The sequence below is a fragment of the Natronococcus sp. A-GB7 genome, from assembly GCF_029688865.1.
In the GTDB taxonomy this organism is placed as follows: Archaea; Halobacteriota; Halobacteria; order Halobacteriales; family Natrialbaceae; genus Natronococcus.
On the sequence record NZ_JARUKV010000009.1, the window covers coordinates 52564 to 79186 of the forward strand.

At 67.3% G+C, this 26623-nt stretch carries 29 protein-coding genes; 12 read left to right on the plus strand and 17 right to left on the minus strand.

The window, feature by feature from the left end; genetic code table 11:
• Positions 1-15 precede the first annotated feature (15 nt).
• The 3 genes from QA609_RS09815 to hisH form a co-directional block, all read right to left on the minus strand.
• Positions 16-1215 carry an orc1/cdc6 family replication initiation protein gene (locus QA609_RS09815; RefSeq protein ID WP_278302425.1) on the minus strand — a complete coding sequence of 400 codons (1200 nt, stop codon included), beginning with the start codon at positions 1213-1215 and terminating at the stop codon, positions 16-18.
• A 1230-nt stretch (positions 1216-2445) separates the two neighbouring features.
• Positions 2446-3267, minus strand: a complete 822-nt coding sequence (locus tag QA609_RS09820; protein ID WP_278302426.1) for a hypothetical protein — start codon at positions 3265-3267, stop codon at positions 2446-2448.
• 76 nt (positions 3268-3343) lie between these two features.
• The gene (gene hisH / locus QA609_RS09825) at positions 3344-4063 is read right to left on the minus strand and encodes an imidazole glycerol phosphate synthase subunit HisH (RefSeq protein ID WP_278302427.1); all 720 of its coding nucleotides are present in this window, start codon (positions 4061-4063) and stop codon (positions 3344-3346) included.
• 227 nt (positions 4064-4290) lie between these two features.
• Here hisH and QA609_RS09830 point away from each other — a divergent pair, with 227 nt between their 5' ends.
• Complete coding sequence (locus tag QA609_RS09830; protein WP_278302428.1) at positions 4291-4647, plus strand: nuclear transport factor 2 family protein; 357 nt, start codon at positions 4291-4293, stop codon at positions 4645-4647.
• 346 nt (positions 4648-4993) lie between these two features.
• Here QA609_RS09830 and QA609_RS09835 read toward each other — a convergent pair whose 3' ends face one another.
• The 3 genes from QA609_RS09835 to QA609_RS09845 form a co-directional block, all read right to left on the minus strand.
• Positions 4994-5590 carry a uracil-DNA glycosylase gene (locus QA609_RS09835; protein ID WP_278302429.1) on the minus strand — a complete coding sequence of 199 codons (597 nt, stop codon included), beginning with the start codon at positions 5588-5590 and terminating at the stop codon, positions 4994-4996.
• A gap of 89 nt (positions 5591-5679) precedes the next feature.
• Entirely contained in the window at positions 5680-6273 is a 594-nt protein-coding gene (locus tag QA609_RS09840; RefSeq protein ID WP_278302430.1) for a DUF99 family protein, read from the minus strand.
• On the minus strand, positions 6270-6446 hold the full coding sequence (locus tag QA609_RS09845) for a DUF5786 family protein (RefSeq protein WP_278290878.1): 177 nt from the start codon (positions 6444-6446) through the stop codon (positions 6270-6272). The genes QA609_RS09840 and QA609_RS09845 overlap by 4 nt, the downstream gene beginning before the upstream one ends.
• Positions 6447-6632: 186 nt before the next feature.
• Between QA609_RS09845 and QA609_RS09850 the strand changes: the two genes are divergently transcribed.
• Positions 6633-7244: an MBL fold metallo-hydrolase gene (locus tag QA609_RS09850; protein WP_278302431.1), complete on the plus strand. Its 612-nt coding sequence runs from the start codon at positions 6633-6635 to the stop codon at positions 7242-7244.
• Between the two features lie 55 nt (positions 7245-7299).
• Here QA609_RS09850 and QA609_RS09855 read toward each other — a convergent pair whose 3' ends face one another.
• From QA609_RS09855 to QA609_RS09865, 3 genes are all read right to left on the minus strand, one after another.
• The gene (locus QA609_RS09855; RefSeq protein ID WP_278302432.1) at positions 7300-7563 is read right to left on the minus strand and encodes a DUF2249 domain-containing protein; all 264 of its coding nucleotides are present in this window, start codon (positions 7561-7563) and stop codon (positions 7300-7302) included.
• A gap of 93 nt (positions 7564-7656) precedes the next feature.
• Entirely contained in the window at positions 7657-7890 is a 234-nt protein-coding gene (locus QA609_RS09860) for a DUF2249 domain-containing protein (protein WP_278302433.1), read from the minus strand.
• A 128-nt stretch (positions 7891-8018) separates the two neighbouring features.
• The gene (locus QA609_RS09865; protein WP_278302434.1) at positions 8019-8246 is read right to left on the minus strand and encodes a DUF2249 domain-containing protein; all 228 of its coding nucleotides are present in this window, start codon (positions 8244-8246) and stop codon (positions 8019-8021) included.
• 238 nt (positions 8247-8484) lie between these two features.
• Between QA609_RS09865 and QA609_RS09870 the strand changes: the two genes are divergently transcribed.
• Entirely contained in the window at positions 8485-9846 is a 1362-nt protein-coding gene (locus QA609_RS09870; protein ID WP_278302435.1) for a hypothetical protein, read from the plus strand.
• Positions 9847-9929: 83 nt separating this feature from the next.
• On the opposite strand, the gene QA609_RS09875 is transcribed toward QA609_RS09870, so the two are convergent.
• Positions 9930-10442, minus strand: coding sequence for a hypothetical protein (locus tag QA609_RS09875; protein ID WP_278302436.1), 513 nt, complete (start codon positions 10440-10442; stop codon positions 9930-9932).
• Between the two features lie 149 nt (positions 10443-10591).
• On the minus strand, positions 10592-10741 hold the full coding sequence (locus QA609_RS09880; RefSeq protein ID WP_278302437.1) for a 50S ribosomal protein L40e: 150 nt from the start codon (positions 10739-10741) through the stop codon (positions 10592-10594).
• Positions 10742-10834: 93 nt separating this feature from the next.
• Here QA609_RS09880 and QA609_RS09885 point away from each other — a divergent pair, with 93 nt between their 5' ends.
• Positions 10835-11653: a hypothetical protein gene (locus QA609_RS09885; protein ID WP_278302438.1), complete on the plus strand. Its 819-nt coding sequence runs from the start codon at positions 10835-10837 to the stop codon at positions 11651-11653.
• Between the two features lie 13 nt (positions 11654-11666).
• On the opposite strand, the gene QA609_RS09890 is transcribed toward QA609_RS09885, so the two are convergent.
• From QA609_RS09890 to QA609_RS09900, 3 genes are all read right to left on the minus strand, one after another.
• The gene (locus QA609_RS09890; RefSeq protein WP_278302543.1) at positions 11667-12176 is read right to left on the minus strand and encodes a DUF367 family protein; all 510 of its coding nucleotides are present in this window, start codon (positions 12174-12176) and stop codon (positions 11667-11669) included.
• Positions 12177-12232: 56 nt separating this feature from the next.
• Positions 12233-13015 (minus strand): hypothetical protein, encoded by a 783-nt coding sequence (locus QA609_RS09895; RefSeq protein ID WP_278302439.1) that lies wholly within the window; start codon positions 13013-13015, stop codon positions 12233-12235.
• 83 nt (positions 13016-13098) lie between these two features.
• Positions 13099-14889: a Rieske 2Fe-2S domain-containing protein gene (locus QA609_RS09900; RefSeq protein WP_278302440.1), complete on the minus strand. Its 1791-nt coding sequence runs from the start codon at positions 14887-14889 to the stop codon at positions 13099-13101.
• A 143-nt stretch (positions 14890-15032) separates the two neighbouring features.
• Here QA609_RS09900 and QA609_RS09905 point away from each other — a divergent pair, with 143 nt between their 5' ends.
• Positions 15033-15362 carry a nuclear transport factor 2 family protein gene (locus QA609_RS09905; protein WP_278302441.1) on the plus strand — a complete coding sequence of 110 codons (330 nt, stop codon included), beginning with the start codon at positions 15033-15035 and terminating at the stop codon, positions 15360-15362.
• A gap of 48 nt (positions 15363-15410) precedes the next feature.
• On the plus strand, positions 15411-16061 hold the full coding sequence (locus QA609_RS09910; RefSeq protein WP_278302442.1) for a sensor domain-containing protein: 651 nt from the start codon (positions 15411-15413) through the stop codon (positions 16059-16061).
• Between the two features lie 101 nt (positions 16062-16162).
• Here the strand turns inward: QA609_RS09910 and QA609_RS09915 are convergent, their stop codons facing one another.
• Entirely contained in the window at positions 16163-17305 is a 1143-nt protein-coding gene (locus tag QA609_RS09915) for a rhodanese-like domain-containing protein (RefSeq protein ID WP_278302443.1), read from the minus strand.
• A 127-nt stretch (positions 17306-17432) separates the two neighbouring features.
• On the opposite strand from QA609_RS09915, the gene QA609_RS09920 reads away from it, so the two are divergent.
• The 3 genes from QA609_RS09920 (at position 17433) to QA609_RS09930 (ending at position 20806) form a co-directional block, all read left to right on the plus strand.
• On the plus strand, positions 17433-17714 hold the full coding sequence (locus tag QA609_RS09920) for a hypothetical protein (protein ID WP_278302544.1): 282 nt from the start codon (positions 17433-17435) through the stop codon (positions 17712-17714).
• A 77-nt stretch (positions 17715-17791) separates the two neighbouring features.
• Entirely contained in the window at positions 17792-19321 is a 1530-nt protein-coding gene (locus QA609_RS09925) for a stage II sporulation protein M (protein WP_278302444.1), read from the plus strand.
• A 186-nt stretch (positions 19322-19507) separates the two neighbouring features.
• Positions 19508-20806 (plus strand): DUF418 domain-containing protein, encoded by a 1299-nt coding sequence (locus QA609_RS09930; RefSeq protein WP_278302445.1) that lies wholly within the window; start codon positions 19508-19510, stop codon positions 20804-20806.
• 65 nt (positions 20807-20871) lie between these two features.
• Here the strand turns inward: QA609_RS09930 and QA609_RS09935 are convergent, their stop codons facing one another.
• Positions 20872-22038, minus strand: coding sequence for a PQQ-dependent sugar dehydrogenase (locus QA609_RS09935; protein ID WP_278302446.1), 1167 nt, complete (start codon positions 22036-22038; stop codon positions 20872-20874).
• 153 nt (positions 22039-22191) lie between these two features.
• Between QA609_RS09935 and QA609_RS09940 the strand changes: the two genes are divergently transcribed.
• Both QA609_RS09940 and QA609_RS09945 read left to right on the plus strand, forming a co-directional pair.
• On the plus strand, positions 22192-23151 hold the full coding sequence (locus QA609_RS09940; protein ID WP_278302447.1) for a succinylglutamate desuccinylase/aspartoacylase family protein: 960 nt from the start codon (positions 22192-22194) through the stop codon (positions 23149-23151).
• Positions 23151-24311, plus strand: a complete 1161-nt coding sequence (locus QA609_RS09945) for a pyridoxal-phosphate dependent enzyme (protein ID WP_278302448.1) — start codon at positions 23151-23153, stop codon at positions 24309-24311. Before QA609_RS09940 ends, QA609_RS09945 begins: the two co-directional genes overlap by 1 nt.
• A gap of 46 nt (positions 24312-24357) precedes the next feature.
• On the opposite strand, the gene QA609_RS09950 is transcribed toward QA609_RS09945, so the two are convergent.
• Positions 24358-24636 carry a hypothetical protein gene (locus tag QA609_RS09950; RefSeq protein WP_278302450.1) on the minus strand — a complete coding sequence of 93 codons (279 nt, stop codon included), beginning with the start codon at positions 24634-24636 and terminating at the stop codon, positions 24358-24360.
• 175 nt (positions 24637-24811) lie between these two features.
• Here QA609_RS09950 and argS point away from each other — a divergent pair, with 175 nt between their 5' ends.
• Entirely contained in the window at positions 24812-26602 is a 1791-nt protein-coding gene (argS, locus tag QA609_RS09955) for an arginine--tRNA ligase (RefSeq protein WP_278302451.1), read from the plus strand.
• Positions 26603-26623: the final 21 nt, after the last annotated feature.

Genomic DNA, 26623 nt, shown 5'->3' on the forward strand with positions numbered 1-26623 from the left:
GTCGGAGCCGAGGCGCTAGTCGGACTCGTTGCAGGCCGCGATGATGACCTCCGGATCGTCGATCAGCCGGTTTTCCATGTAGTTGCCCTTTCCCTTCCCCGCCCACTTGCGCTCCTGTTCGATGATCGAGAGGAACTCGAGCTCCGAGAGGATGTCTCGTACCCGCCGGAGCTTCAGGTGGTCCGAGCGATCCCGATCGCAGAGGCGCTTGTAGAGGTCGTAGGCCTCGTTGGTCGTCACCGGGGCGTCCTCGCCTTCCTTCTGCTGGGTCAGCAGCGCCATCGCCTCGAGGACGAGTTTCGCGTGACTCGGGCTCTTCGAGATGAGCTCGGCCAGTCGGCTGGTCTCCTCGCGCTCGTGGGCATGGTCGACGCAGGCCTCCGTGACCCTCTCGAGGTCGTCCTCCTCGGCGATCTCGCCGGCAAAACGGAGGATGTCGATCGCCTTCCGGGCGTCACCGTGTTCGCGTGCGGCCAGAGCGGCGACGCGAGGAACAACGCCGTCTTCGAGGACGCCGTCGTGGAAGGCGTCGGATCGCGAGCGCAGGATCTCACGGATCTGTGAGGCGTCGTACGGGGAGAAGACGTACTCGCGTTCACAGAGGCTCGATTTGATCCGCTCGTCCAGGGAGTCCTTGTACCGGACTTTGTTCGAGATGCCGATGACGCCGACGGTGCTGTCCGTGAGTTTGCCGGATTCGACCGCCCGCGAGAGCTGCATCAGGATGTCGTCGTCCTCGATCTTGTCGACTTCGTCCAGGATTATCAGCGCAACGTCGTACCCGGTGTCGACGATCCGCCAGAGCCGTCGGTAGTACTCGGCGGTGCTCAGCCCCGAGTGGGGGATCGAGATCCCCGTCTCGGGCTGGTCGTTGAGCTGGTGGGCCGTCGACTGGACGGCCTGGGTTTCGGTCGACTCCTGGAGGCAGTCGACGTAGGCGACCCCGATCGAGACGTCGTTGCCCTCGGCGCGGTCGATCGCCTGGTTCGTGATGAACTTCGAACACAGCGACTTGCCCGTCCCGGTTTTCCCGTAGACGAGGACGTTGTTCGGCGTGTTCCCCCGCGTGGCCGGTTTGATCGCGTTCGCGAGGTTCGTCAGCTCGTCCTCGCGACCGATGATGCGGTCGCCGTCGGGGAGGTGTGACACCTGCAGCAGCTCCTTGTTTCGGAAGATCTCGGTTTCGCTGCCGAAGTAGTCCATCGAATCCGACATTCAGCTACTCCGACTATCGGGAGGGGTGGCTTGTAAACGTTCGGAACCGGATTGCCGCTGTAATTCCCTCGGTTTCGTTGCGTCGCGTTCTGAGAAACGGGAACGACACCCCTCGATGCCGCTGTATAGGCCGTTCGGGGACTCCGGAGTGCCGCTGTATGAGTGTGTCTCTCGCGGTCGGTCGGCCGCGAACTGCGCTTCAGGACACACCCCTCGGTGCCGCTGTATAAACGGGTCTCTCACAGCGAGGCGCTGTGCGAGGTGGAGTCGAGAACACCCCTCGATGCCGCTGTATCGGCGAGTGGATGGGTGAACCTGAACTGTCGCCGACAACGCTCGAGGAGTCGGCACACACCGGAGTTCCGCTGTATGTGGACAAATTGTTCGGTAGAAAGCCGTATTCGTTCGTCTCCCACCCCTCGGTGCCGCTGTATAGATACACACACACCCCACAGTGCCGCTGTAACGGGGCGGAGGTGGGGGAGTCGAAACGGAGGGTGATCGGGAACTGGCGTCCGCGACGACGCGATAGCCGACGCCGACTTCGACTCTTGCACGATATTATCGAGGGATGCTGGCGAGAGATGCTGTACAGCCTCCGAAACGGATCACAGATGCCTCGAAACGGCCGTCGATAGCCACACAACAAAAAACCCGTCCGACCGCGAGGAACTACCCAGTCGGTTGTGAGGAACCACCCACTCGACCGCGAGGAACCTTACAGCGACTTCTGCCCCGGACTCGAGCGACGAACCGAAGGACGTGGCCGAGACGGAAACCGGATCGACTCCGAACCCCGGATTCGACTCGAGTCGTCTCCCCGTTCGATACGATCGAACGCAGTCTCGTTCGATACTGCTAATGGACTTTGACTCAGTAATAGTATTTATGTATGGTGATATCCGTAGAGAAGAGTTCGGTCGAACGAATCGACATCTTCAGTCGGGAACTCACAACCCAACTCATCGGCTGTAGGTCTCACAACCGCTCGAGAGGAGTTTTTCGGCTCCACGCAGCGACCGTCCGGTCTTCCACCCCGCCCCCTCTCCGTGAGCTATACAGCGGCACCGCGGGGTGTGTCTCTGCCACTTCCGCGTCCGCAGTCGGCTCGCCCACCCACGTCCGCAGTCGGCTCGCCCACCCACGTCCGTAGTCGATTCGTCGATCTCCGGACGTCCCCGAGCGACGACCTCACTCACGGTTCCCGGCGATTCCGCTCACAGCCCCGGCTCACACGGGCGCCGCCTTCTCCTCGCGCAGTCGTTCGATCGCCTCCCGAACCGTCTCGAGGTCTTCGGGGTACGTGCCGTAGACGATCTCGTCGGCATGGGGCCGAACCCGTCGGGTGACGTCGGCGAGTCGCCCGGGATCGATCTCCGCTCCCGAAAGCTGGATCGACAGCGAGACCTCGAGTCCCTCGAGCCGACGCGCGAATCCGCGGGCCAGCGACTCGACCCAGTAGCTCGTCCCGTAGCCGGGATCGCAAAGCGGGACGAGGAAGGCGTCGACGTGGGTCGCGAGCCGCTCCGGCTCGAGCCCCGCCCGCTCGCGGAGGCTTCCCGGATAGGGATCCGGGTACAGCGTTGCGCTTAGCTCGCCGTCGACTCGAGTCGCCGCCTCCGCGACGAACGTCGTGAGAACGTCAGTCCGCCACGCGTCGCGCTCGGCCCACTCGCTCTCTTCGAACCGCCGGTCGCAGCGCTCGCACCGACAGAACCCCGCGCCCGGAAACCCGAGCGTCGTCAGCCGAACGTCGCCCTCGATTCCTCCCAGCCGCTCGAGCAACCCCTCGCGGTAGTCGGGATCGGTCGGGCAGACGGTGCCCCAGTGGTGGCCCTCCGCGTCAGGGGTGGCCCGCGTCCCGTCGCCGTCGACGGCCGCCCGCCCGGGTTCGTCACGGACCGTCGCCGTATCGCCCCAGCAGGCGACGGAGCTAACGGCGCCCTCGAGCGGTTCCTGTCGACGCCCGTCGACGTACTCCGCGAAGTAGTAGCTGCGATCGCCGACCCCGGCTCGAGCCAGTTCGGAGTCGTCGGTGAGGATGGCGTACATGGCTCGCAGTGCCGTGCGAACGACCTTAAAAGGTTACTCGCGACCGCCCGTTGCTCGTCCCGCGACCGCCGAATCGCTACTCCTCGCTACAGATCTCGACGAAGTTCCGAAGGATTCTCAGTCCCGTTTCGCCGCTCTTCTCGGGGTGGAACTGGGTACCGAAGACGTTGCCGGCTTCGTTGGCGACGATCGAGGGGAAGTCGATTTCGTAGTCGGTTGTCGCCACCGTGGCGTCCTCGTCGTCGGGGACAGCGTAGTAGGAGTGGACGAAGTAGGCGTACCGGCCGTCGACGGATCCGCCGCTAGCGGATCCGTCCTCTCGCTGGCTCTCCGATTCAACGCCGTCGATTCCCTCGACGAGCGGGTGGTCGCGTTCGACCGACAGCTGATTCCAGCCCATGTGGGGGACCTTCTGGCCCTCCGCAAAGCGGACGTTCGTTCCGGGGATCAAATCGAGTCCCTGCACCGCGGACTCGCCCTCGTTCGCTCCTTCCTCGCTGGTCGTCAGCAGCATCTGCATGCCGAGACAGATCCCGAACAGCGGCGTGCCGGAGTCGGCGACCTCGAGCAGATCCTCCCGGAGCGGGTCGGCGTTCTCGACGCCCTCGCGGAACGCGCCCACGCCGGGGAGGACGACGCCGTCGGCGTCGGCGAACGCCTCGGGATCGTCGGTGATCTCGACGTCGGCGCCCGCGCGCTCGAGCCCACGGGTGACGCTGCGGAGGTTGCCGAGGCCGTAGTCGACGACCACGACGTCGGCGAGCGACTGCTGCTGGTCGGACGTAACGGTGCTCATGCTCCGTCCTCGGTGGGGCGGAAAGAAGTGTATTGTTATTCGCGCAGTTCTCGGCGTTCGGAACCCGCTCGAGAGGCCACGCAGAACCGGCGACCCGAACCGTTCGAACCGAAACCCCTGATCCAAGTCAAACCGGCAATCGTCCCACCGCTCGAGTGCGGACCCGGCGTCCCACCGCTCGAGTGTGAACCCAGGAGTTACTACCCGTACCGTCCGTAGCTTCCCGTATGGTCGAAGCCGATCCGGAAACCGTGGTACGGAGCTACTACGACGCCGTCGACGACGAACGCTACGACGACCTCGTCGCGCTGTTCGCCGAGGACGTTCGCTACGAGCGTCCGGGACAGGGCGCGATCGAGGGCCGAGAGGAACTCCGGGAGTTCTACCTCGAGGGGCGGCCGCTCGAGGAGGGGAGCCACGAGGTCGACGACCTGATCGTCGACGGCGACACGGTCGCGGTTCGGGGTTCGTTCTCGGGTCGACAGGACGGCGAGGAGGTCGCGTTTTCCTTCGCCGACTTCCACGAATTCGAGGAGGGTAAGATCGCGCGGCGCTACTCGTTTACCGATCGCGACGAGGTGTAGGGAGCAGAAGCAAACGTGGTGTCGGAAGACCGAAAGAACGTGCTATCGGAAAACTGAAGCCGAAACCTGCACGTTCTGCCGAGCTGGCAACACGGAGTTTCCACGCTCTCCCCAACCGATTCGTTCGTTCACGGGTCGTTCCTCCCCGTTCGCTCACTCGTTCACTGTCAGAGCACGCTCTGACAAGCCTTCGTTCACGCTATTCACGAAGACCTCGCACGGCCCCAGCCGATAGCTCGCTGTTCGCTCGCTATCGTCCAGCGCGCGCCACCGCAGCGTGGCCTGATCAATAGCGTGGCCCGATCAATAAGGCGACCACTGTCGACGACTGAAGCGGAACGACCTCTCAGAAGCCGTCGAGACGCGTCTGACCGCCCTCCGATCCGTCGACGTCCGCGAGTTCCGCAGCGCGCTCGAGGGCATCGGCGAACGTCTCCTCTTGGCTGCGGTCGTACAGCGTCGCCGCGGGGTGGACGCAGATCAACAGTCGGCGCGGCGTTCCCTCGATGCGGACCTCCTCGACGGAGCCGGCTTCCTTCGTCACCGACACCGATCGGTCCAGCAGGTGTTCGGTCGGCACCTTCCCGAGCGTGACGATCACGTCGGGGTCGAGCCGATCGATCTCCGTCTCGAGGTAGCCCCGGCAGTTCTCGAGTTCCTCCGTCGTCGGGTCTCGGTTCTCCGGGGGGCGACAGCGCACGCAGTTGGTGATCCGGACCGTCTCACGATCCAGGCCGACCGTTCGCAGCTGTTCGTCGAGTACGGAGCCGCTCCGGCCGACGAACGGCTCGCCCTGCTCGTCCTCTCGCGCCCCGGGGCCCTCGCCGACGAACAGCACGTCGGCGTCCTCGGGACCGGTGCCGTTGACGATCCGACTCCGCGACTCGACGAGTTTCGGACACCGGGTACACTCGGTGACACAGAGATCCTCCATCGTTCCCATGGCCGTCCCTCAGACGGCTTCCTACTACGCTTTTCGGGTCGCAGCTGCCGGTCGACGATCGAGGATCGACGGCCGGTAGCTGACGGCTCTCACCCGCCGCGGGCGAGCGAGTCCGCGTACGTGTCGGCCGCTCGAGCGGCCTGTCGGGCGACCCGGATCGGCTCCGGACGCCCGCCCTCGGGGGTAAAACCGCGAACGACGTCGGCTGCCTCGGTCGACTCGAGGCCGACGCTGCGAACGTACACCGTCTCGTCGTTCACCGAAACGGGGCGTCGCTCGGGAAGCTGGCGATACCGCTCGAGGCGCTCCTCGAGCGCCGCTCCGGAGAAGGCGTCCTCGAGGCCAGCCTCGAGGCCGTCGCTCTCCTCGAAGGTCACCGCGAGAACCGGTCGCTGGGCGTGTTCGTACACTGCCGAAAGATCGAGAACGTTGTACCAGGCGGGCGCGACGGCGCCGATCAGCACGTACCGAACGTCGGGGCGACCGAGGTCGTCGACGAGCCGGCAGATAGTCTCGGTCGCGTCGGTGTCACCCACGGTACACCTGCGGTAGCTGACGCCGTCTAAGACGCGGTCGGCACGGACGACGGTACCGGCGACCGTGCTCCAACCCAGTTCGCTCGGAGCGTCCGATTCGACGCGGAACGACTCGGCGACGCCGAGTGCCCGCGTCCCGGCCTTCATTCGGGGTCGTCCTTGATTTCCTCGAGTCGATCGAGCAGCTCGTCGCTCGAGGCGCCGTTCTCGAACTCGATCGAGCCGTGGTGATGGTTCTGTTCCGACTGGACGGCGTCATCATCATCAAAATCGGCGTCGACCTCCTGTTGTTCGGATTCGTCGTAGCTCCCGAAGCCCATACGGTGTCACGTTCGAGAGCGGAACTGAAAAGTTTCGTGGTGGCCCACCTTCAACTGCCTTAAATGCAGCAATATGACATGATTGGGCCTCGAGCTGCTCCCTGACTCGACAGTACGCCCAACGGGACTCCTGGTGCCCGCGGCTCCGGCAGTACCGTTTTGCCGCCGGCCCACGACCGATCCCGTATGGAGGTTCACCACGTCACCGAGGACGCGGAGACGTTCACCTGCAACGCCTACCTCGTCGAGGGCGAGCGAACGACGCTGGTCGACGCCGGCTCGTGGGACGGCGTCGTCGAGGAGATCCGCAGCCACATCGACGAGCTCGACGCCGTCGCGATGACCCACCAGCACGGCGATCACGTCGAGCAACTCGAGGCCGTCTGCGAGGCGTTCGACCCCGAGGTGTACGCCTACGACCACCATCCCCAGCGGGATCACGCGATCGAGGACGGCGACACGATACAGATCGGCGACGAGGAGTTCGACGTGGTCTACACGCCCGGTCACTCGGACGACCACGTCTCGTTCGTCTCCGAGACGACGCTGTTCTCCGGCGACGTTGTCGTCCACGACGACGGCGCCTTCGACTACGGCAGCTTCGGTCGCACCGACATGGCCGGCCAGTCCCGCGAGCGGCTCATCGAGAGCATCGAGGACCTCCTCGAGCGCATGCCCGAGGGGGTCGAGCACATGTACGCGGGCCACGGTGACGTCTTCCACGGGGACGTGCGCGACGTCGTGGAGACGGCACTCGAGCGGGCGGAGAAGCGGGAGCCGAAGTATCCCGACGAGTAGTACCCCGACGAGTAGCGGTCGCCCGCGCGGGTGCGAGGGGCGAACGCCCGATCTCTCAGGGCTTCCAGATGACGGTAACCACGTCCTCCTCCCGATCGAGCGTCTCGTGTGTGTAGCCGCGCTCCTCGAGCTTCGGAAAGAGGAACTGCGGGACGCGGTCGTTGCGCTGGACGAGCACTGTTTCGTCGGGTAGCTCGGCGAGTCGCTCGAGGGTCCGCTGGAGCGGTTCCGGCGGACCGAGCGACCGGACGTCGAGGTGGTCGGTCGGCCGATCGGTCGGGGCGTCGGTTCGATCGAGGACGTCGACGCGTGACTCCATGCTCGAACGATCGTGCCGACGGAACCAGACGTTCGTGCCGAACGGGTTCGGGCAGGCGGTCCTCGCCGTCCACCGACCCCCAGTCAGTTCCCGTCAGCCGCTTCGTTTCGGGAACGTCGCCTCGAACTCGTTCGGGGCGACCCGCTCGACGGCGTAGCCGTCCGCGTCGAACGAGTCGACCTCCGCCTGGAACTCGTAGAACAGCGGCTTCGGTTCGTGGTCGTTGACGATCGTGAGCGATTCGCCGGCCTCGAGGTCCTCGAAGGCCTCGTGGATCATCGGGTGGCGCTCCGGCGGCGGGACCTCCCTGACGTCGAGTCGTGACATACGGATAGAGCTCCGGGCTCCGGTCGTATCGGTATTCGTCCGAACCCGTTCGGGGAGGATCAAAACGGCGTTCGAAGCGCCAGTCGTATTTTGAAGCGACGGCCGTATCCTCGAACCGAGCCGTCCGCTCACGGACGTTCGATCAGCACGTGCCACTCGTTCTCGCCGGACCGTTCGGTTTCGAACGACAGCCCGCGTTCCTCGAGCACCTCGTACAGCGGCACCGGTTCGAACCCCGCGATCAGTCGCAGTCGCTCGTCGGCCTCGAGGGCCTCCAGCGCGTCGGAGATCGGTCCGAACGGCGGACCGTCGATCTCGCGAACGTCGAGCGTCGTCTCGGTCGTGGTCGTTCCCATACGCGACCGATAGCACGGGCCGGAAGGAGGACGTTCGTGCGAACACGTTCGACTGCGCCTCGAGCCGATCGAGCTCCCGCTCCGAACCGGTCGCCTTCCCGCTTCGAACCGGTCGCCTTCCCGCTTCGAACCGGTCGTTTCACTCGAGGACCGCGGGGCGCCTCGTTCCCCAACCCTCCGACGACCGCCGAACGGGTTCGGGAGCAGGGCGACGGTCGCCCGGTTCGAACGACGAGATATGAGTACGATTCCGGACGGATTGCGGACGGATCGGACGCCGCCGATCGCGATCCCGCTCCAGCACTTCCTGGTCGGGCTCTGCTTTCTCGTCGTCGGGATCGTCGCGGGGACCGTCCTGTCGGTCACCGTGCTGCCGGGACTGGCCGATATCGCCCAGCTCCACCTGCTTCTGGTCGGCTGGATCGCGCTGACGATCATGGGTGCGATGACGCAGTTCGTTCCCGTCTGGTCCGGCGTGGCGCTCCACTCGAGGCGGCTCGCGACGGCCCAGCTCTGGCTGGTCGCGGGCGGACTGGTCGGCTTCGTGGCCGCCCTCGCGACCGGGTCGGTCTCGCTCCTGCCGATCGCCGCGGGACTCTTGCTCGCCGGGGTGTGGCTCTTCGTCTACACGATCGGCCGAACCCTGCTGCGGGCCCGACCGCTCGATCGAACGGAGCGACACTTCGCGTTCGCTCTGCTCTGTTTCGCCACGCTCGCCCTGCTCGGAGCGCTGCTCGCGGCGTCGTTCTCGACGCCGGTGCTCGAGTCCCTCCCAGTTACGCGAGGCGGTATCCTCCTCGCTCACGCGACGGTCGCGCTCTACGGCGCCGTCCTCGTGACGATCGCCGGCGCACTGTCACAGCTCGCGACGATGTTCACCCAGACCGAGTACGCGGCGATCGATCGTCGACTCCTCGGGCTCGAGGAACTCGCCCTCTACGGCGGCGTCGCGGCGTTCGCCGTCGGCCGCGGGATCGGCCTCGAGCCCCTCGCCCGCCTCGGCGCGCTGGGGGTGCTCGTCGGTGCGGCCGCGCTGGGGATCGCGATCGCTCGAGCGCTGTTCCGGTCGACCGTCGAGCGCAGCCCGATGACCGCACGGTACTGGGTCGTCGTCGGCTCGCTGCTCGCCTGGGTTGTCCTCGCCGCGCCGGCGTGGTGGCGCGATCCGACTGGCCAGGCGGGACTGTTCGGCGCCCCCGGAACGACCGACCTGCTCGTCCTCGGCGTGTTCGGTTTCGTCGTCGTCGGCACGCTCTACCACGTAATCCCGTTTATCGTCTGGCTCGAACACTACAGCGATCGGATCGGGCTCGAGCCCGTTCCGACGATCGACGACCTCTATTCGAGCCGGCTCGAGCGTACCGACTTCGGGCTCACGCTCGCCGGCTTCCTCGTCCTCGCGGTCGCTGGCTCGCTCTCACTGCCAACCTGGCTCGCCGCGGTCGGCGGCACCCTCGCGAGCGTCGGATTCGCGCTCTTTGCGGCCAACATGTTGCTAACGCTCCGGCGACACGATCCCGACGGGGTCGGCGGTGTCGTCCGCGGAACCGGCAGCGATTCGGAGCCCGACGCGACCGAGGTCGACCGCGTCGGCGATTAGGCTCCGGACGAACCGTTTTCGACCGCACCCGAGGATAACGACCGATTTTCGACAGAAGAGACGTCGCTGAACGGGCTTACGGCTCACTCCGAGAGCGCCGCCTCGAGCGGTTCGCCCGCCTCGAGCGCCTGTTCGGCGCGCTCGAGTGAGGCCTCGAGCGCGTCGGCCTGCTGGTGCATCGGGTGGACGCGTACCCGAACCCGATCGTACTCGTGTCGGTCCGCGAGCGCGTTCCACGCCCGGAACGAGCCCGTGACGAGCGCGTCGGCGATCGGACAGAACGCCGTCGTCGGCGAAAACTCCGCCCGGAGCACGCGGTGGTCGTCGGCGTCGACCGCGTACCTGAAGCCGGCCTCGGGCTGTCGGCGGTCGAGGTTGAGTCTGGCGAGGTTGTAGCCGAAGGTCGCGTCGTACACGCCCCGCTCCTCGAAGAGCTCCCGGGTGAGTCGGTGAAACGCCGCGTGATCCCCGCCCTCGAGGAGCGCGTGCCCCTCGAGGAACGGCCCGGGATCGGGGAGGTGAGCGGGGACGAACTCGTTCCAGCCGTCGAACTCCGCGGAGGCGTCGTCGGATCGGCCGCGCGAGAGCGGGTTCATGCTCGAGCGTACGGACGGCGAAACCCTTGCCCTGCTGCCGAACGGATTCGGTCGTCGAGCGATCGCTCGAGGAAGAACTCGACGGACCCGTTCGAGGTCGGAACTGGAGAGAACTCGCTCGAGGGTCGAAAACGCCGCAGAGAACCGAGTTAGGCCGCTCGCGGCTCGGTCGCCTTCGGTCGGAGGTTCTTGTAACCGCACTTGCGGCAGCTGTCGGCGTCCTTCGCGTTGCGCGCGTTACAGCGCATACAGATCATCTTCTGGAGCGTCCGGTTTTTGGCGGCGTCGAAACTTGGCATGTCGCTCCGTTGGCCCGTCGTCCATATAACCGCTGTGGTCGCGAACCGATCTCGGACCGAATAATTATCTCTCGCCGATACGAACTGTCGATCGTGTCGGGCTCCGTTCACGAGTGGTCGATGCTGCCGGAGGAGGCCCCACTCCGTCGCGTCCTGGTGTACGCGCCGTACGGGCTGTACGGCGGGTTCGCCGCGTGGATCGTCGCTGCCGCCGTCCTGTTCACCGTCGGTCAGGCGTTCGCCGGTTCGCCGCTCGCGCTCGCGATGGTCGCGGTACTCCTCGGCGGTCCAGCCTCGGTCGTCGCGCTGTGGTTGCTCGTCCGTCACGACAGCCTTCCGAAGTGGCTGGACGGGCTATACCTGACCGACAGGCTCACCCGTCGCGGACTCGCGCTCGCGATCGCCGTCGGCGCCGCGTTCGTCGGCGTTGTCGGGTTTCTCTGGCCACGGGGGACGGTACTGCTCGTCTTCCTCGGGACGTTCGTGCTGGCGACGGTCTCCAGTTCGGCCGAGACGACGGTCGCGTTCGATCCGGACGCCCGCCGGCTGGTGGTCCGAAACGATCGACGCCGAGATAGCGGGGCGACGAAACGGATCGCCCTCGCGAACGTCACCGCGACCTACCGCCTTCCGCTCGGATCGGTCGGCCTGTACGTCTGTCGGCGCGCCGGGGCGACCCCGGCCCTCGTCTCCGTTCCCGAGCGCCACCGGCCGTCGTTCGAGCGCGCGCTCGAGGAGGGCTCCCGGGCGGACCCGAGCGCGGAACCCAGGACCCCGAGTACGACGCGACCGATGCGGATCGCGCTCGTCGTCGTCGCCGCGAAGTTTCTCGCCGTCGGACTCTCGCTCGGCTACGCGTGTTACGAATCGTGGCTGGCGCGCCGTGGCCGAGCCGACGAAGCCGCCGGCTAACGCTCGATCCGCGCTACGCCGACTCCTCGTCGGCCAGGTAGTCGTCCTGGACCGCGACGACCTCGCTCGAGTCCGCACACTCGCCGTACCGACGCAGGGGCTCCTCGTTCAGCGTCAGAAAGGTCTCGCCCCAGCGAAACGGCTCGAGGAGATCCTCGGCCGTCTCGCGTTCGCCGAAGATACAGCACGCGGCAGCCAGCGCCTCGACGGTCGTCAGCTGAAACGGACGGCCGTAGTTGACCGGGTTCGCGGCCACGAGAAAGGGCAGCGCGCGGTGGACGCCGTTCATCCGAAAGGCGGCCTCCTCGGCGGATTCCCAGGAGCAGTCGAGGGCGACGAGCGTCCCCAGCGCCTCGTCGGCGTCGGCCGGCGAGAGCGCTTGCTCGGCGTGGGGGTTGAGGACGACGCCGTAGGGAACCTGCCGCATGTTGCGGTAGAGCGTCGCCTCGTCGAACTTCTCGAGTCGGCGCGCGGTGCACTTCTTCGGATCGTCGTCGCCCTCGTAGTAGACGTGACAGTCCACGGTCGACGCGAAGTAGGGGCGCCGTCGAGAAAAGCCGGTCGATGCGTCCACGCACCTCAGTTTGGTGCCGCACCCCGCTTCGATCGGCCGTGCAACCGACGGTACTCGAGGCCGCCGACGACCAGCGCGAGCGCGAGGGGAACGAACCAGAGCACCGCGTAGGCGATCATCGGCGACGGCGAGGCGCCTAGGTGGACGGTCTCCTGCACGTAGCGCCACGTCCGAAGGGTCGCGAGCGTGAATCCGACCGCGACGACTACCGCGGGCAGTCGTAACCCCCAGCGAGCGAACAATAACGCCGGAACCGCGCCGAGCGCGACGAGACCGATCACGGCGAACGCGAGCATCGCGTACTCGACCGGCTGTGCGGCGAACAGCTCGGCGGCGATCCCGGAGACGCCGTCACCGGCCGCCTCGGCGACGAGAGCGACGGCGAGGAGGTGACCGATGCCGACCGCGAGACTCGCGAGGAGGGCCCGCCTCGAGACCGACTCGGTCGCTCGCTCTCGGTTTCGAACGGCGTACTCGAGGGCGATCAGCACGATACCGCCGACGCAGGCGAACGCGAGCGCGTGGACGACTGCGCCGAAGGTGAGAAAGTGCGGGCCGAGTCCGAGGTCGCCGAGGTGGGGAACGAGCGCGAGGACCGCCAGCGAGACGGGGATGGCGAGCCACGTTCCGGCCCGCACCGCGAACGCGGCTGCGAGCGCGAGCCCGCCCACGGCGACGAAAAGGATGGTTCCGGTCGGCGCCGCCGGCGCGGGTTCGTAGCCGAGCGCGGCGAGGTACGCGAACACGGCGAACGGGAGGAGCGCGAACCAGACGTAACGTGGCCGCATATGACAGCCGTACGATAGGTGCCGTCAAAACAGTATCGGCAGTTCCGTTCTGGTACCGTCTCCCCGTTCTCGAGTCGAGCAGTTCACTCCTCGTGGATCGCCTCGCCGCGATTGAGCCGCGCGGCGATCGTAAACGTCTGCTCGGTCTCGCGTCTGGTCGGGAAGTGTGCGGCCATGTACCGCGCCGTCGCGATCAGCGGTACCCGACGGCGGGACTCGAGGTCGATCGCTCCGTCCGTCCCCTCCGCCGTGAGGTCGAACTGCCGGAACGCGGCCTCGAGGTTCTGGATCGTGTGGAAGCCGGCGTCCTCGCGCAGCAAGGCGTGGCCGAGCGCCCGCTTTAGCTCTTCGGGGTCGCCTCCGCAGTCGAAGAACTCGCCGACGAGCCGTCCGGCCTCGTCGACCTCGCCCTCGACGTCGAACGTTCCGAGCAGGGCCTCGAGGACCTCCTCTGGTTCCCTCTCGGCGTCGTTCGCACCCGGCTCCGGAATCGGCGCGGGCGGCGTGTTGAGAAACCGATCGAGGTAGACGCTCATCGCGGCATCGAAGACGCCCCGGTAGAGTTCGACGGCGTCGGTCCGGCGGGTCGCCCCGTGAACCGCGTTCGCGTAGGTAAACGTGTGGTGGACCGTGTTCCAGTCGGAGAACTCGTTGGTGGTACCGAACTGTGCGACCCGCATCGCAGCAGCGCCGGCGACCTCGCTCGCGAGGGCCTCGCTCGTTGCGCCTTCCCGAACCGCGTCCGCGAGCGCGTCGATGATCGCCTCGGGATCGTCCGCGAGCAGCGTCTCCCGGAGGTCGGTCGGCGGCTCCCACTCCGCGCTCGCGTCCTCGGCGACCAGCGCCTCGAGCCCGCTCGTCTCGGTGACGTCACCGCCGTAGACGTCCTCGAGCAGGCCGACGAGGTCGACGGGCCGGCGCCACGACGACCGTTCGTCGCTTCTGTCGGCCGTCACCAGGGGCTCGACGAGCGCCGCGAGGGAATCGTCGGTGTGCTCCGGACCGGCGTGCTCGAGGCTTTCGAAGGCTTTGTTCGCGAAGTCCAGTACGTGACCCGTCGAGAGGTAGGGGTGGTCGGTCGCGGCGGCGAAGACCAGTTCGGCGAGCTCGCGCTCCGAGCGGTCGGCCGCGACGGCGGTTCGCAGACACCGCTCCGCGCCGTCGGCGTCCCGGACCTCGACGCAGTCGCAGAACCAGCGCTTCAGTCGGTCGAACTCGACCTCTCGGGTCGCGAACGACGGCTGATCGAAGTTCGGCGGTTCGCCCGCGCAGTCGCTCGCCACCCGCCGTGCACCCGTGTACAGCGCCCGCTTTCGGTCCTCGGGCTCGAGGTCGTCGATCACGTTTGCCAGACAGCCCAGGATCGTCAGCCCGGGTCCCCAGCCGTCCTCGCGGTAGCGGGTGCCGAAATCGAGGATCGTCGCGGTGGCCTCGCGGTGGTCGACGCCGGCGTCGTGCAGCCCGATCGTCGCCTTCGCCAGGACGAGCCCGAGGTTCTCCTCGAGCCCGGTCTCGAGCCTGTTCGCCCAGTGTTCGTCGGGCGGGAGGTCCCGTTCGGGGTTCGGATTCACACAGACGTCGCCGTCGCGGATCTCGACGGGGTAGGTCTGGACGTCGTCGGCCCAGGGGTCGAACGTGTCGCCGCAGGCCAGTTCGAACCGCGCGTGGTGCCAGTGACAGGTGAGGACGCCGTCGTCGACGGTCCCCTCCGAGAGGGGAAACCCCATGTGGGGACAGCGGTTGTCGACGGCCCGAACCTCGTCCTCGTGGTAGAACAGCGCCAGCGGCGTCCCGTCGACGCTGACCTGCGCGCGCCCCTGCTCTCGCAGCTCCTCGAGCGGGATCGCCGTCCGAAACTCGTCGGTCGTCGCCATGTGCGTGGTATCGAGGGGCACGGAAGTAAGCGTTCGCTGAATTCCGCTTTTGTACGTGAAGCGACAGCAGGACGGCGAAACGCGACGGCGACGGTCGCCTCCGGACCGCCGCCGTTTTTGATAGTCGGCTCGCTACGTGGGGTATGGACGCCGTCGCCCTCGTCGAACGCTACTACGAGTCGCTCGACGCCCACGAGTACGACGCTCTCGAGGACGTCCTCGCTCCCGAGTTCGTCCAGCAGCGTCCGGACCGCCGGTTCGAGGATCGGGAGGCGTTCGTCGAGTTCATGCGCGAGGACCGGCCGAACAAGCGGACGCGCCACGACCTCGAGGACGTCCTCGCCGACGGCGGACGGGTCGCGGTTCGGGGACGGGTGGTCGACGACGAAACGGGGTCGGCGCTATTCGAGTTCGCCGACGTCTTCGAACTCGGAGACGGACGGATCGTTCGCCTCGAGACGTACAGCCGGTAGCTGGCGACCAAGGGTTTTTGCTGTCAGAATTGAACTGTTCAGCTACCGATGACATCTGTCGCACGAATCGGACGCACCGGACGTCGGGCGGTCGGCGCGCTCGTCGCCCGCCAGACGTACAAGAACCTTCTCTACCTGTTTCTGGCGATCCCGCTCGGCTTTCTGTACTACTTCACGTTCGGCTTCGGCGTCCTGTTGGGGCTGCTCCTGACGCTCGTGCTCGTCGGTGTGGCGATCCTCTTCGTCGCCCTCCTCGGCGCCAGGATCGCCGCGGGGCTCGAACGGCGGCTCGCGAACGCGCTGCTGGGGCTCGACCTCGAGCGGTACGGGGACGTCGACGACGCGCCCGGAACTCGCTCGCGGCTCCGCGCGTACGTCGACGCGCCCTCGACGTGGCGAGCCGTCGGCTTCCTCTCGATGAAGACGCTCGTCTCCGTCGTCGCTCTTCTGGGCGTGATCGCGCTCGCGTGGATCGCCGAGCTTCTCCTCGCGCCGCTTCGATACCCCACCGATGCCGAGTTCGGCGAACTCAACGGCGAGCCGCTCGTCTGGTCTATCGAAACGGTCCCGGAGGCGGCGCTGGCCGGCGCGCTCGGCGCGGCACTGTTGGTCGTCTTCGTCCACGTCGCGAACGCGATCGCCTACGTCTGCGGGCGGATGAGCGCCGCACTACTCGGTGAGCCGGCGATCGGTCGGTGAGCCGTGACGGATCGACGAGTCGGTAACAGACGGGTGGGTCGACCGTCGGTACCGAATCGGCGAGGGAACGTCCGCGGGGCAACTCGAGCGACCGACGGCACTCACGCCGAACAGTTGTTCGGTCCCATCTCGAGTTCGACCCGTTCCTCCGGTGGGAGCTCGAGCGCCCCGCGGTTGCGCTCGATGATCTCCTCGAAGTTGGCGGGCTTCTCGCCGGCGTCGGCCAGGCGGTCGACGAACGCCTCCTCGTCGAGCTCGAGGGCGTCGATCCCCGTGCGTGCCTCCCGGATCGTCGTCGAGATCTCCGCACCCGGCGAGCCGTGTTCGAACTCGCCGTCGGCCGTAACGGTGACGTGACCGGGGAGGACGCGAACGCTCTCGGGTTCGGCCAGGATCGTCCGATGAAGCGTCTCGTAGAGCAGCCGCGCGCCCTCCTCGCCCTCGTCTTCACTGAACTCGAGCTCCGTTCGTCCCGTCGAGCCGACGTGTAGGGTGTCGGCCGTCAGCAGCGCTCGGTCGTCGACGAGGACGTTGATCATCTCGCTGGTGTGGCCCGGCGTGGCGACCGCCTTCAGCTCGCGCTCGCCGACCGCGAGCACCTCGTTGCGCTCGAGGGCGGTGTACTCGACCTCGACGTCGCGCTCGGTAGCCCGCTCGCCCAGGTAGTACGGCACCTCGAGCTCGTCGGCGAGCTGGCGGCCCCCGGAGACGTGGTCGGCGTGGACGTGAGTGTCGATCACGCCGACGATCGAGAGCCCGGCCTCCTCGGCGGCGACCGCGAACTCGTCGGTGTCCGCGGTGGGATCGACGACGACGGCCTCGCCGCTCGACGCGCAGCCGACGACGTAGCCCAGACAGCCCTTCGCACGGCGCTGAACCTGGACGATCCGGGCGTCGCCGGTTCCCTCGAGCTCGACCGTCTCGTAGACGCCGCTCCAGCCCTCCATCCCGCCGTCGACGGTCTCGACGTTGTAGGCGTCGGTCGCCGACTCGAGCTGGGTCGCCAGGTTCCCCGAGGAGATCCCCTTCGCGCAGATGGTGATCACCCGCTCGGCGTCGTCGACCAGCTCCTCGAACTCCTCGAGGCGGCCGTCGAGTTCCTCCTCCGGACCGAACGGGAAGTGAAGCGCCCCGGAGACGTGCCAGGACTCGTAGCTGTCCTCGGGACGCGTGTCGACGAGCGCGAACTCCTCGTCGTCGTCCTGTAGCTCCGCGAGCCGATCTGCAGAGAGTGTGGTTACCATACCCTCGGTACGTCGTCGGCTCACCTAAACGTCTCCACGACACGTGCCGGCGTGTCGCACGAAAGGGGCCCGCTGACGCCTGCGGTCAGCCGCAACCACTACGACCCCGGACCGGAAACGGAAACCAATAACAGCAGTACGAAACGTCCTCCGCGGACTGCTCGGCAGCGTGATCGGTATCGTCGTCGTCGGGGCGCTGGCGACGGTCGTCTTCACGGTCGCGATCTTCGTCGTCTCGACGGGTGCGGGGTTGGACGGCTACGACCCGAGCGCCGACTTCGTCGTCCTCTCGGCTGCGCTGGTCGTCGTCGCTGTAATCCTCACGGGTGGGTTCACTCCTCGGCTGTCGAACTCCGGGCCCGAGGAGTCGGATGGCGGCGACACGTTCGACGATCGGACGTACAACTGACCTCACCCCGCCCCGCGATTTGCGGCTCGGGTTCCTCGAGCGGATGATTTAACCCGTCAATCGAGAAATTCGATACTATGACACTGTCCGATGCGGTCGCCGGCGCCGTCGCGGTGCTTCGTCGCCGTCCCGCCGACATCCTGCCGTTTTACCTGCTCGGTGCCGCGATCCCGGCGATCGTCCGCATCCTCCCGTTTCTGGGCATCGCCGTCGCCTTCGTCTACCTCGAACTCTCCGGACGGCTCGACGCCGTGCTCACCGAGTTCGAGACCGGCATCCCCGACCCTCCCGATCCAGAGGCGGATCCGGAGGCGTTCGACGCCTGGGCCGAGGAGGTCGCTCCGCTGGCCGAGCAGCTGTTGCCGCTCGAGCTTCAGTTGCTCGCGGTCGTAGTCATATTCGGCTCGATCGTCCTGGCGATAACCCTCTACGCGGCCGTCTCGGCCGCCCAGCTCTCGGCCTGTTACGGGCGGCTCCGGGACGACCGCGGGCTCGTCATCGGTCTCGCCGGCGCGGGGCGGTTCTGGCTCCGCTTTGTCGGGCTCTACCTGCTCGAGATCGTCGCCTGGCTCGCCGTCGGGACGATTGCGCTCGTCGGCGCCGTGTTGCTCGGCGCCGTCCTCGCGCCTGCGACCGGGGCCGGCGTCGCCGCCGTCGTCGTGGTTCTGCCGACCCTGCTCGTGGCAGCCGTCGCGGTCGCGGCGATTCGAGCGGTGTTCGCCTTCGCTCCCGTCGCCGTCGTCGTCGACGACGCGGGTGTGTTCGGCTCGCTGTCGGCGACCCTCGGATTCCTCCGTCGACACCCGATCGCGGCCGGCTTCTACTACGTCCTCGCGGTCGGCGCGTCGGTCGCGCTGTCGGTTCTCACGGGGCTACTCGTCGTCGCCGAGGTCCCCTCCCTCGGAACGCTGCTCACGACGCTGGTCGTTTTCCCGTTTCTCGATCTGCTGAAGACGGCGCTGTACGGCGGTCCGAAGGGGAAGCTCTCCCCGCCGTCGCCTCCGGAGCGCCCGTTCCGGAGTCGCTTCGCCGACGGGCTCCGTCGGGGCTGGGCCGAGATGTTCTCGTTCGTTCGGGCGACGCCGTTCCTGCACGCGTTCGTCGTCGTCGCCGCCGTCGGCACGTTCTGGGCCGGCTGGGAGCTGGCCGAACCCCTCGCGGGAACGGTCGAAACCTCCATCGACGAGCGCCTCGAGGGCCACGTCCCGCCGACGGCCGCCCTCGAGTTCTTCGGGAACAACTGGACGGTCGCGTACACCACCGCCTTCGGCGGGCTGGCGCTGGCGATTCCGGCGCTGTTCTCGCTTGCGTTCAACGGGGTCGTGCTCGGTGCCGTCGCCCGACTCGAGGTCGAAATCGTCGAACTCGTGGCGTTCGTCGTCCCCCACGGGATCCTCGAGGTGCCCGCGATCTTCGTCGCCAGCGCGCTCGGGCTCTGGCTCGGCGTCGTCGGCTGGCGGGCGTTCAGGGGACGCGCGAGCCGACGTGACGTCGTCGAGGCCCTCGATCGGGCGTTCTGGGTCGTCGTCGGCCTCGGGATCGTGCTCGCGATCGCGGCGTTCATCGAAGGGTTCGTCAGCCCGTACTACTACCAGCCGTTCGTCTAGCAGCGTCGAAATCGAGTCGACCGCGGGCGTCGTTCGGAACTCGCCCTCCGCCCTGTACGGTTCTCGAACAGTAACAATATATACAACTTCGTTCGTATTCGACCGTATCATGGCACAGCCTGTCTCCGTGCGTTCGCTGGGGGCGTTCGAGGCAGCACCGACCATCCGAATGGGGTACGTCCACCGATGACGAACGGCGACGACGGTTCGACGTCGGCCGCTGCATCCGCCACCCCTAAAACGACGTCGGCTCCCGACGAGCCCGGACCGACGGCCCCGACCGATCGGATCGTCGCTCTCGACGCGCTACGCGGGTTCGCCCTGCTCGGGATCCTGGTGATCAACATCTGGCTGTTCGGCATGCCGGCGGTGGCGTCGATCAACCCGGCACTCTACGGGAACTTCACTGGCGTTGACTACCTCGCCTGGCTGGTCAGTCACGTCTTCTTCGAGCAGAAGTTCGTGACGCTGTTTACGTTCATGTTCGGCGCCGGAATCGTGCTATTCCTCGAGTCGAAGGAGCGAAAGGGCCAGCCCGGTCGACGGCTCCATCTCGCCAGAACGTTCTGGCTGTTCGTCATCGGCCTCGGACACGCGTACCTGCTCTGGTACGGCGATATCCTCGTCCTCTACGCGCTCTGTGGCTTCCTCGTCGTCTGGGTGTGGCGGTGGGAACCTGCCCGTCAGTTCGCCCTCGGTATCGCGATGTTCGCGATTCCGTCGCTGCTCTACCTTCTGGCCGGCCTGGGATACTTCGGGCTCCCCGAGGACGGTCGGGCCGAGCTCGAGGCCGAGCTGCTCGCTTCGTTCGGCGGGGGGCTCTCGCCGGCGCGGGAGATCGAGATCTATCAGGGCGGCTGGTTCGACCAGCTGGCCCACCGCGCTCCCGTCGCCTTCGAGTTTCACACGCTCGGATTCCTCTTCGAGGCGTTCTGGATGCTCGGCGGACTGATGATCATCGGCATGGCGCTCTACAGGTGGGGCGTCATCTCCAACAGGCGGAGCACGCGCTTCTACCGACGCGTTCTCGTCGGCTCCGGCGGAGTCGGGCTCGCGCTCGTCCTCGCCGGGGTGTGGGTTCGAGAAGCGTTCGCCTGGGAGACGCTACCCGTAGTTACGCTCGCGTTCCAGTTCAACTACTGGGGCTCCCTGTTTCTCGCACTCGGCTACCTCGCCGGAATCATGCTGCTCTGTCGGCGAGCCCGCGGGGGTGTCGTCGTCGGAGCGCTGTCGGCGGTCGGCCGCACCGCGTTCTCGAACTACCTGCTCCAGACCGTCCTGGCGACGACGATCTTCTACGGTCACGGACTCGGCCTGTTCGGACAGCTGAGCCGCGTGGAGCTGCTCGGCGTAGTCGTCCTGATCTGGGCGGTTCAGATCCCGCTGTCGGTGTGGTGGCTGGGACGGTTCCGGTTCGGACCCGTCGAGTGGGTCTGGCGGACGCTCACGTACCGTCGGCGACAGCCGATGCGTCTTGAGGACTGACGCCGCTCACCGAAATACAGAGTCGGAACCGCTACGACTCGCGTTCACCCCTCGAGACGAACTCCTTACTCGGGCGTCAGGCGAACGATCGGGGCGTCCGCGTCGTCGACGGCAACGTATAGCGCGCCCGAATCGGGGTGGGTCACGACGTCCCGAACCCGCCACCCCTGGCCCTCGAGCAGCGGATCGACTTCCTCGACGTCGGTGCCGTCGACGGTGAACCGTCCCAGGTACTCCCCGGCGAGGTTCCCGACGAACAGGTCGCCCGCCCACTCCTCGAAGGCGTCGCCGTCGTAGAACGTCATCCCCGCGGGCGGGAACCCGCCGCTGTTGCACTCCCAGTAGTAGACCGGGTCGACGACGTCGTCCCGGTCGTCGAACTCGTCGCCGACCGGCTCGTCGGTGCCGTACTCGCAGCCGTAGTGGACGACGGGCCAACCGTGGTTCCCCCCCGCCTCGACGATACGGAGCATGTCGCCGTCCTCCTCGCCGTGTTCGGACTGCCAGAGCTCGCCCGTCTCGGGGTGGACGGTCATCCCCTGAGCGTTGCGGTGGCCGTAACTGAAGATCGCGTCCTCGGCGTCATCTTCGTCCACGAACGGATTGTCCTCGGGGATCGAACCGTCCGGCTCGAGCCGCAGCGTCGACCCGATCCCGGTGGTCGTGTCCTGGGAGTAGTGGTCGGGTCCGAACTCCTTGGACTGGCGGTCGCCGACGGTGACGTAGGCCGCGCCGTCCTCGCCGAAGACGACCCGGGAGCCGTAGTGGCCGTCCGAATCGACGAACGGCTCGACGACGTACAGCTCCTCGAACCCCTCGAGGCTCCCTGCCTCGAGGTCGAGTTCGCCACGGCCGAGGGCCGTCGTCGACTCGCCGTCGTCGTTGGCCGTCGCGTAGGTCAGATAGAGCCACGGTTCGTCCGGGAACTCGGGGTGGAAGGCGGCGTCGAGCAGTCCGCCCTGTCCCTCCGCGTACACGTCCGGAACGCCGTCGACGTCGTCGACGTCGCCGTCGTCCGGGTCGAGGACGGAGAGGGCCCCTTCCCGTTCGGTCACGAGCAGTCGACCGTCGTCCGGGACGACTGAGAGGCTCCAGGGGTGTTCGAAGCCGTCGGCGACCTCCTCGACCGCGAGGTCGTCGTCGCCGTCGTCCGTCTCGAGAACGCCGGCACAGCCGGCAACGGTCGCCGAGAGGGCACCGCCGGACGCCGCGAGGATCGTACGTCGGTTCACGCGATTGTTTCGGGCTCGACCGGATAAAAGGCTTCCACGGCGACTGTCGGTCCCGTCGTCGCCGCGGGACCGTCCGCTCGAACGGGCGATCGGCCCGCTCCCGGCGGGATCCAACCGAATCAATAAAGGCTGACGGGTTCAACCTCAGAACACATGACAACGACGCTCGGAACGGCGAGCGCGGGCCCCGGCGAGATCGATACGGGTCGTCTCGAGGTCGGCGAGACCCGAGACGGGAGCCCGTTCGGTCTCCCCGTCGCCGTCGTAAACGGCGCGGAGCCCGGAAAGACTCTCTATCTGCAAGCGGCCAGCGACGGCGACGAACTCAACGGCGTCGGCGTCGTCCAGCGGGTCGTTCCGCAGCTCGACCCGACCGAACTCAGCGGCACGATCCTGATCGTCGGCATCGTCAACTACCACGGGTTCCAGGTCGCCGAACACCGCAATCCGATCGACGATACGAAGATGAACCGGGCGTACCCGGGTAACGCGGCGGGCACCTCGAGCGAGCGGATCGCCGCGGCCACCTTCGAGGCGGCCACCCGCGCGGATCTCATTCTCGATCTCCACCAGGGGTCGACCAGCCGGATGATCGACGAGGTCCGCGTTCGCTGTGGCACCCGCCACCGCCTCCACGGCGAGTGTCTCGAGCTTGCGAAGGTCTTCGGCTGTGGCTACATCCTCGACCAGAAGGGGCCCGACGGCCAGCTCGCCCGCGCGGCGCCCGACGAGGGGGTCCCGACCGTCGACCCCGAACTCGGCGGCTGCGTCGGCTGGGACGAGACGAGCATCCGGAAGGGCGTCGAGGGCGTGTTCAACGTGCTTCGCTACTACGGCTTCCTCGAGGGCGATCGGAGCCCCGAGCCCCAGACCCGAGCGAAGGGGTTCGAGCAGTTCGGCGCGCCCGCCGGCGGACTCGTCGATCTCGAACCCGATCTCGGCGACCGAGTGACCACCGGCGACACGCTGTTTACCGTGACGACGCCCTTCGGCGAGCCCAAGCAGACGGTGACCGCCGACAGCGACGGAATCCTCTGGCGGAGCCGTCGACTCCCGCAGGTCGCAACGGGGGAGTACGTCTGTTCGGTCGCGACCGACATTGACGAGTACTGATGGCCGCCGATCTCACCTGTCCCGACTGCGGCGCCGTCCACGCGGCCGGCCCCGACGAGCCGTGGCGCTGTGACTGCGGGAGCCCCCTCGAGTTCGCCGATCGACCGCTCCCCGACGATCCGGAGGTCCTGGAACTCGAGCCCGGTCGCGGCCTCTGGAACTTCGCACCCTGGCTCCCGATCGACGAGCGGGTCTCTCTGGGTGAGGGGTTTACTCCGTTGGTCGACGCCCCGGAGTGGGACGCCGAGTTCAAACTCGAGTACGTCTTCCCGACGGGGTCGTTCAAGGATCGGGGTGCGACGACGACTCTCTCCCGGGCGGCCGAACTCGGCGTCGACCGCGTCCTCGAGGACTCCTCGGGCAACGCCGGCGCCGCGATCGCGACCTACGCGGCTCGAGCCGGAATCGACGCGGAGATCTACGTTCCGGCGGACGTCAAGGCGGCGAAGCTGGGTGCGATCGAGCGAACCGGCGCCCGACCGGTTCGAGTCGAGGGGAGTCGCCAGGACGTCACCGACGCCTGTATCGAGGCCGTCGAGGGCGGGAGCGGGGACGGCAGGGGCGGCCCCGGCGATGCCGAATCGGACGTCGCTACTCGCCAGCCCGGCGCGGGCTGGTACGCCAGCCACGCCTGGAACCCCGCGTTCTACGCCGGGACGATGACGTTCGCCCTCGAGATTGCGGCCCAGCGCGACTGGACGGCGCCCGACGCCGTCGTGCTCCCGGTCGGACACGGCACGCTGTTTCTGGGGGCCTACCGGGGCTTCTCGCTGCTGCTCGAGGCGGGGATCATCGACGAACTGCCGCGACTACTCGCCGCACAGGAGGCGGGCTACGCGCCCGTCGCAAACCGGTTCGGCGAGACGGTCGCGGCCGAACCCGGCCACACCGAGTCCGTCGCCGACGGGATTCAGATCGTCGAACCTGCCCGCCTCGACGAGATCCTCGAGGCGATCGAGCGGACCGACGGCGACGCCATCTCCCTCGAGCCGGCCGCGATCGAGGACGCCCTGGAGCGGCTCCACCGAAGCGGGTTCTACGTCGAGCCGACCTGTGCGGTCGCGCCGGCGGCCCTGGAGCGCTACCGCGAGGACGGCGTGCTGGACGCTGGTGCGGACGTCGTCGTGCCGCTGACTGGCAGCGGGCTAAAAATCGAGTGAGAATCATGCGGTTACTGCGGTCTCTTCGCGCTCGAACCGACCGGATTTAGGCGAAGGTGAGACCCTTCTCGAGTTTCGCGTACAGCTCCTTCTGCTGGAAGTACGCCGCGGCGCCCAGCAGCGTTGGCGCCCAGAGACCGACGAACAGGCCGGCGACCTTGTCCTCCTTGAGGTAGAACAGGTACCACGAGTACGCGACGGACATCGCGGCCGCGACCGTCACCGGATCCCCGGACGAGAGTGGGGTCTCTTCGAGCGCCTCCAGCTCGTCGAACTCGGATTCGGACTCGGACTCGGATTCGTCGGATTCGGTTAGCGTCGTCATGCACTCTCCGGAAGGAACTGCTACGGTTGACGTTGCGGCCGTCCATTTCAGGGCGCGAACACGAATCGCCCGACGGAGTCGCCGCCGCACTCCGAAACCGAACCTGACGGGGTCGCCGCGGCGGTCCGGAACGGAACCCGACATTCCTTTACTTGCCCCCTGAATACGGGCGGGTATGTTCCTCTCCCTACGCGCGGAGGTCGAGAGCGCCCTCGAGACGGCGCTGTCGACGCTCGACTACCCGACCGACGATCTCGGGATCGAAGAACCGCCCGAGGACGTCGACAGCGTCCTCGCCTCGAGCGTCGCCTACCGACTGGCCGGCGAGGCCGGCGCCCCGCCGCCGCAGGTCGCCGCCGAACTCGCCGAAGAGATCGACGTCGACGAGCTGACATACGTCGCGGCGATCGAGACCCAGGGGCCGTACCTCAATTTCCTGCCGAGCGAGGCCTACCTCGAGAACACGCTCGAGACGGCGACGGCAGCCGACTACGGCGCCCTCGAGAACCGCGAGGAGAGCGTCGTCGTCGAACACACGAGCGCGAACCCGACGGGGCCGGTCCACGTCGGCCGCGCGCGGAACCCGATCATCGGCGACGCGGTCGCCACTCTGCTCGACTACGCCGGCTACGACGTCGACCGCCACTACTACGTCAACGACGCGGGCCGCCAGATGGCCGTCTTCACCTGGGCCTACGAGACGTTCGACGAGGACGATCTCGAGGGCGAGCCCGAGCGGGATCGCCCGGAGTACGATCTCGTGCGCTACTACCGGAAGGGCAACGCCGTCCTCGAGAACGCCCCCGAGGACGAGGTCGCCGACGCGGAGGCCGAGATCGAGTCGATCATGCAGGGCCTCGAGGCCGGCGACGACGAGGCCTACGAGCGGGTCAGCGAGGTCGTCGACCAGGTACTCGGCGGGATGAAGGCATGTCTCGCCCGCCTGCCCGCGGAGTTCGACGAGTTCGTCAAGGAAACCCGGTTCATGCGCAACGGCGACACCGACGACCTCGTCGCGCGGCTCAAGGAGCTCGACGAGGCGGTGTACGAAGAGGACGCCTGGCAGCTCGAGCTCGACGCCCACGGAATCGACAAGAACCTCGTCTTCCTGCGGGCCGACGGCACCTCGCTGTACCCCACGCGGGACCTGGCTCACCACGAGTGGAAGTTCGAGAACTACGACAACGCGGTGACGGTGCTAGGCGAGGACCACACGCTCCAGGCCGACCAGCTTCGGACGACCCTCGAGCTACTCGGTAACGATACCGAACCGCTCCGGCAGGTGCTGTACTCCTACGTCAACCTCCCGGAGGGGAAGATGTCGACGCGACGCGGGACGGGCGTCGATCTGGACGACCTGCTCGACGAGGCGATCGACCGCGCCCGCGAGGAGGTCGAGGACCGATTGGACGATCGGATCCGCGACGACGAGCTGACCGACGAGGATATCGAACGCATCGCCCACCAGGTCGGCATCGGTGCAGTTCGGTACGACATCGTCTCGAAACAGCCCTCGAAGGCGATCACCTTCGAGTGGGAACAGGCGCTCGACTTCGAGGCCCAGTCCGCCCCGTACGTCCAGTACGTCCACGCACGTTGCTGTGGGATCCTCGAGGAGGCCGGGCTCGACTCCGCGGCCGACCTCGAGGGCCAGGATATCGACCTCGACTCCGCGGCCGACGTCGACCTGCTCGAGGACCCCGCCGAACGGGAGCTGCTCGAGACGATCGCGCGGTTCCCGGCGGTCGTCGACGAGGCCGCCGACGACCTCCAGCCCCACCAGGTCGCGACCTACACGCGCACGTTCGCCGACCGGTTCAACGCCTTCTACCGGGAATGTCCGGTGTTGGCCGACGACGTCGATCCCGACGTCCGAGAGGCGCGCCTCGCGCTCGTCGCGGCCTCGAGGCATACGGTGGCGAACGCCCTCTCGATCCTGGGCGTCGAGGCCCCGCGCTCGATGTAGGCCGCCGGATGACAGCCTATC

Excerpts from the sequence above, each read along its gene's own strand:
- QA609_RS09850 (WP_278302431.1), top strand. The coding sequence starts at position 6,633 with ATGGAGGTTCACCACGTCACCGAGGACGCGGAGACGTTCACCTGCAAC.
- QA609_RS09815 (WP_278302425.1), bottom strand. The coding sequence starts at position 1,215 with ATGTCGGATTCGATGGACTACTTCGGCAGCGAAACCGAGATCTTCCGA.
- QA609_RS09945 (WP_278302448.1), top strand. The coding sequence starts at position 23,151 with ATGGCCGCCGATCTCACCTGTCCCGACTGCGGCGCCGTCCACGCGGCC.
- QA609_RS09860 (WP_278302433.1), bottom strand. The coding sequence starts at position 7,890 with ATGTCACGACTCGACGTCAGGGAGGTCCCGCCGCCGGAGCGCCACCCG.
- QA609_RS09845 (WP_278290878.1), bottom strand. The coding sequence starts at position 6,446 with ATGGGCTTCGGGAGCTACGACGAATCCGAACAACAGGAGGTCGACGCC.
- hisH (WP_278302427.1), bottom strand. The coding sequence starts at position 4,063 with ATGAGCACCGTTACGTCCGACCAGCAGCAGTCGCTCGCCGACGTCGTG.
- QA609_RS09910 (WP_278302442.1), top strand. The coding sequence starts at position 15,411 with ATGACATCTGTCGCACGAATCGGACGCACCGGACGTCGGGCGGTCGGC.
- QA609_RS09940 (WP_278302447.1), top strand. The coding sequence starts at position 22,192 with ATGACAACGACGCTCGGAACGGCGAGCGCGGGCCCCGGCGAGATCGAT.
- QA609_RS09865 (WP_278302434.1), bottom strand. The coding sequence starts at position 8,246 with ATGGGAACGACCACGACCGAGACGACGCTCGACGTTCGCGAGATCGAC.
- QA609_RS09900 (WP_278302440.1), bottom strand. The coding sequence starts at position 14,889 with ATGGCGACGACCGACGAGTTTCGGACGGCGATCCCGCTCGAGGAGCTG.
- QA609_RS09875 (WP_278302436.1), bottom strand. The coding sequence starts at position 10,442 with ATGAACCCGCTCTCGCGCGGCCGATCCGACGACGCCTCCGCGGAGTTC.
- QA609_RS09830 (WP_278302428.1), top strand. The coding sequence starts at position 4,291 with ATGGTCGAAGCCGATCCGGAAACCGTGGTACGGAGCTACTACGACGCC.
- QA609_RS09840 (WP_278302430.1), bottom strand. The coding sequence starts at position 6,273 with ATGAAGGCCGGGACGCGGGCACTCGGCGTCGCCGAGTCGTTCCGCGTC.
- QA609_RS09905 (WP_278302441.1), top strand. The coding sequence starts at position 15,033 with ATGGACGCCGTCGCCCTCGTCGAACGCTACTACGAGTCGCTCGACGCC.
- QA609_RS09835 (WP_278302429.1), bottom strand. The coding sequence starts at position 5,590 with ATGGGAACGATGGAGGATCTCTGTGTCACCGAGTGTACCCGGTGTCCG.
- QA609_RS09895 (WP_278302439.1), bottom strand. The coding sequence starts at position 13,015 with ATGCGGCCACGTTACGTCTGGTTCGCGCTCCTCCCGTTCGCCGTGTTC.
- QA609_RS09820 (WP_278302426.1), bottom strand. The coding sequence starts at position 3,267 with ATGTACGCCATCCTCACCGACGACTCCGAACTGGCTCGAGCCGGGGTC.
- QA609_RS09915 (WP_278302443.1), bottom strand. The coding sequence starts at position 17,305 with ATGGTAACCACACTCTCTGCAGATCGGCTCGCGGAGCTACAGGACGAC.
- QA609_RS09870 (WP_278302435.1), top strand. The coding sequence starts at position 8,485 with ATGAGTACGATTCCGGACGGATTGCGGACGGATCGGACGCCGCCGATC.
- QA609_RS09930 (WP_278302445.1), top strand. The coding sequence starts at position 19,508 with ATGACGAACGGCGACGACGGTTCGACGTCGGCCGCTGCATCCGCCACC.
- QA609_RS09950 (WP_278302450.1), bottom strand. The coding sequence starts at position 24,636 with ATGACGACGCTAACCGAATCCGACGAATCCGAGTCCGAGTCCGAATCC.
- argS (WP_278302451.1), top strand. The coding sequence starts at position 24,812 with ATGTTCCTCTCCCTACGCGCGGAGGTCGAGAGCGCCCTCGAGACGGCG.
- QA609_RS09880 (WP_278302437.1), bottom strand. The coding sequence starts at position 10,741 with ATGCCAAGTTTCGACGCCGCCAAAAACCGGACGCTCCAGAAGATGATC.
- QA609_RS09855 (WP_278302432.1), bottom strand. The coding sequence starts at position 7,563 with ATGGAGTCACGCGTCGACGTCCTCGATCGAACCGACGCCCCGACCGAT.
- QA609_RS09925 (WP_278302444.1), top strand. The coding sequence starts at position 17,792 with ATGACACTGTCCGATGCGGTCGCCGGCGCCGTCGCGGTGCTTCGTCGC.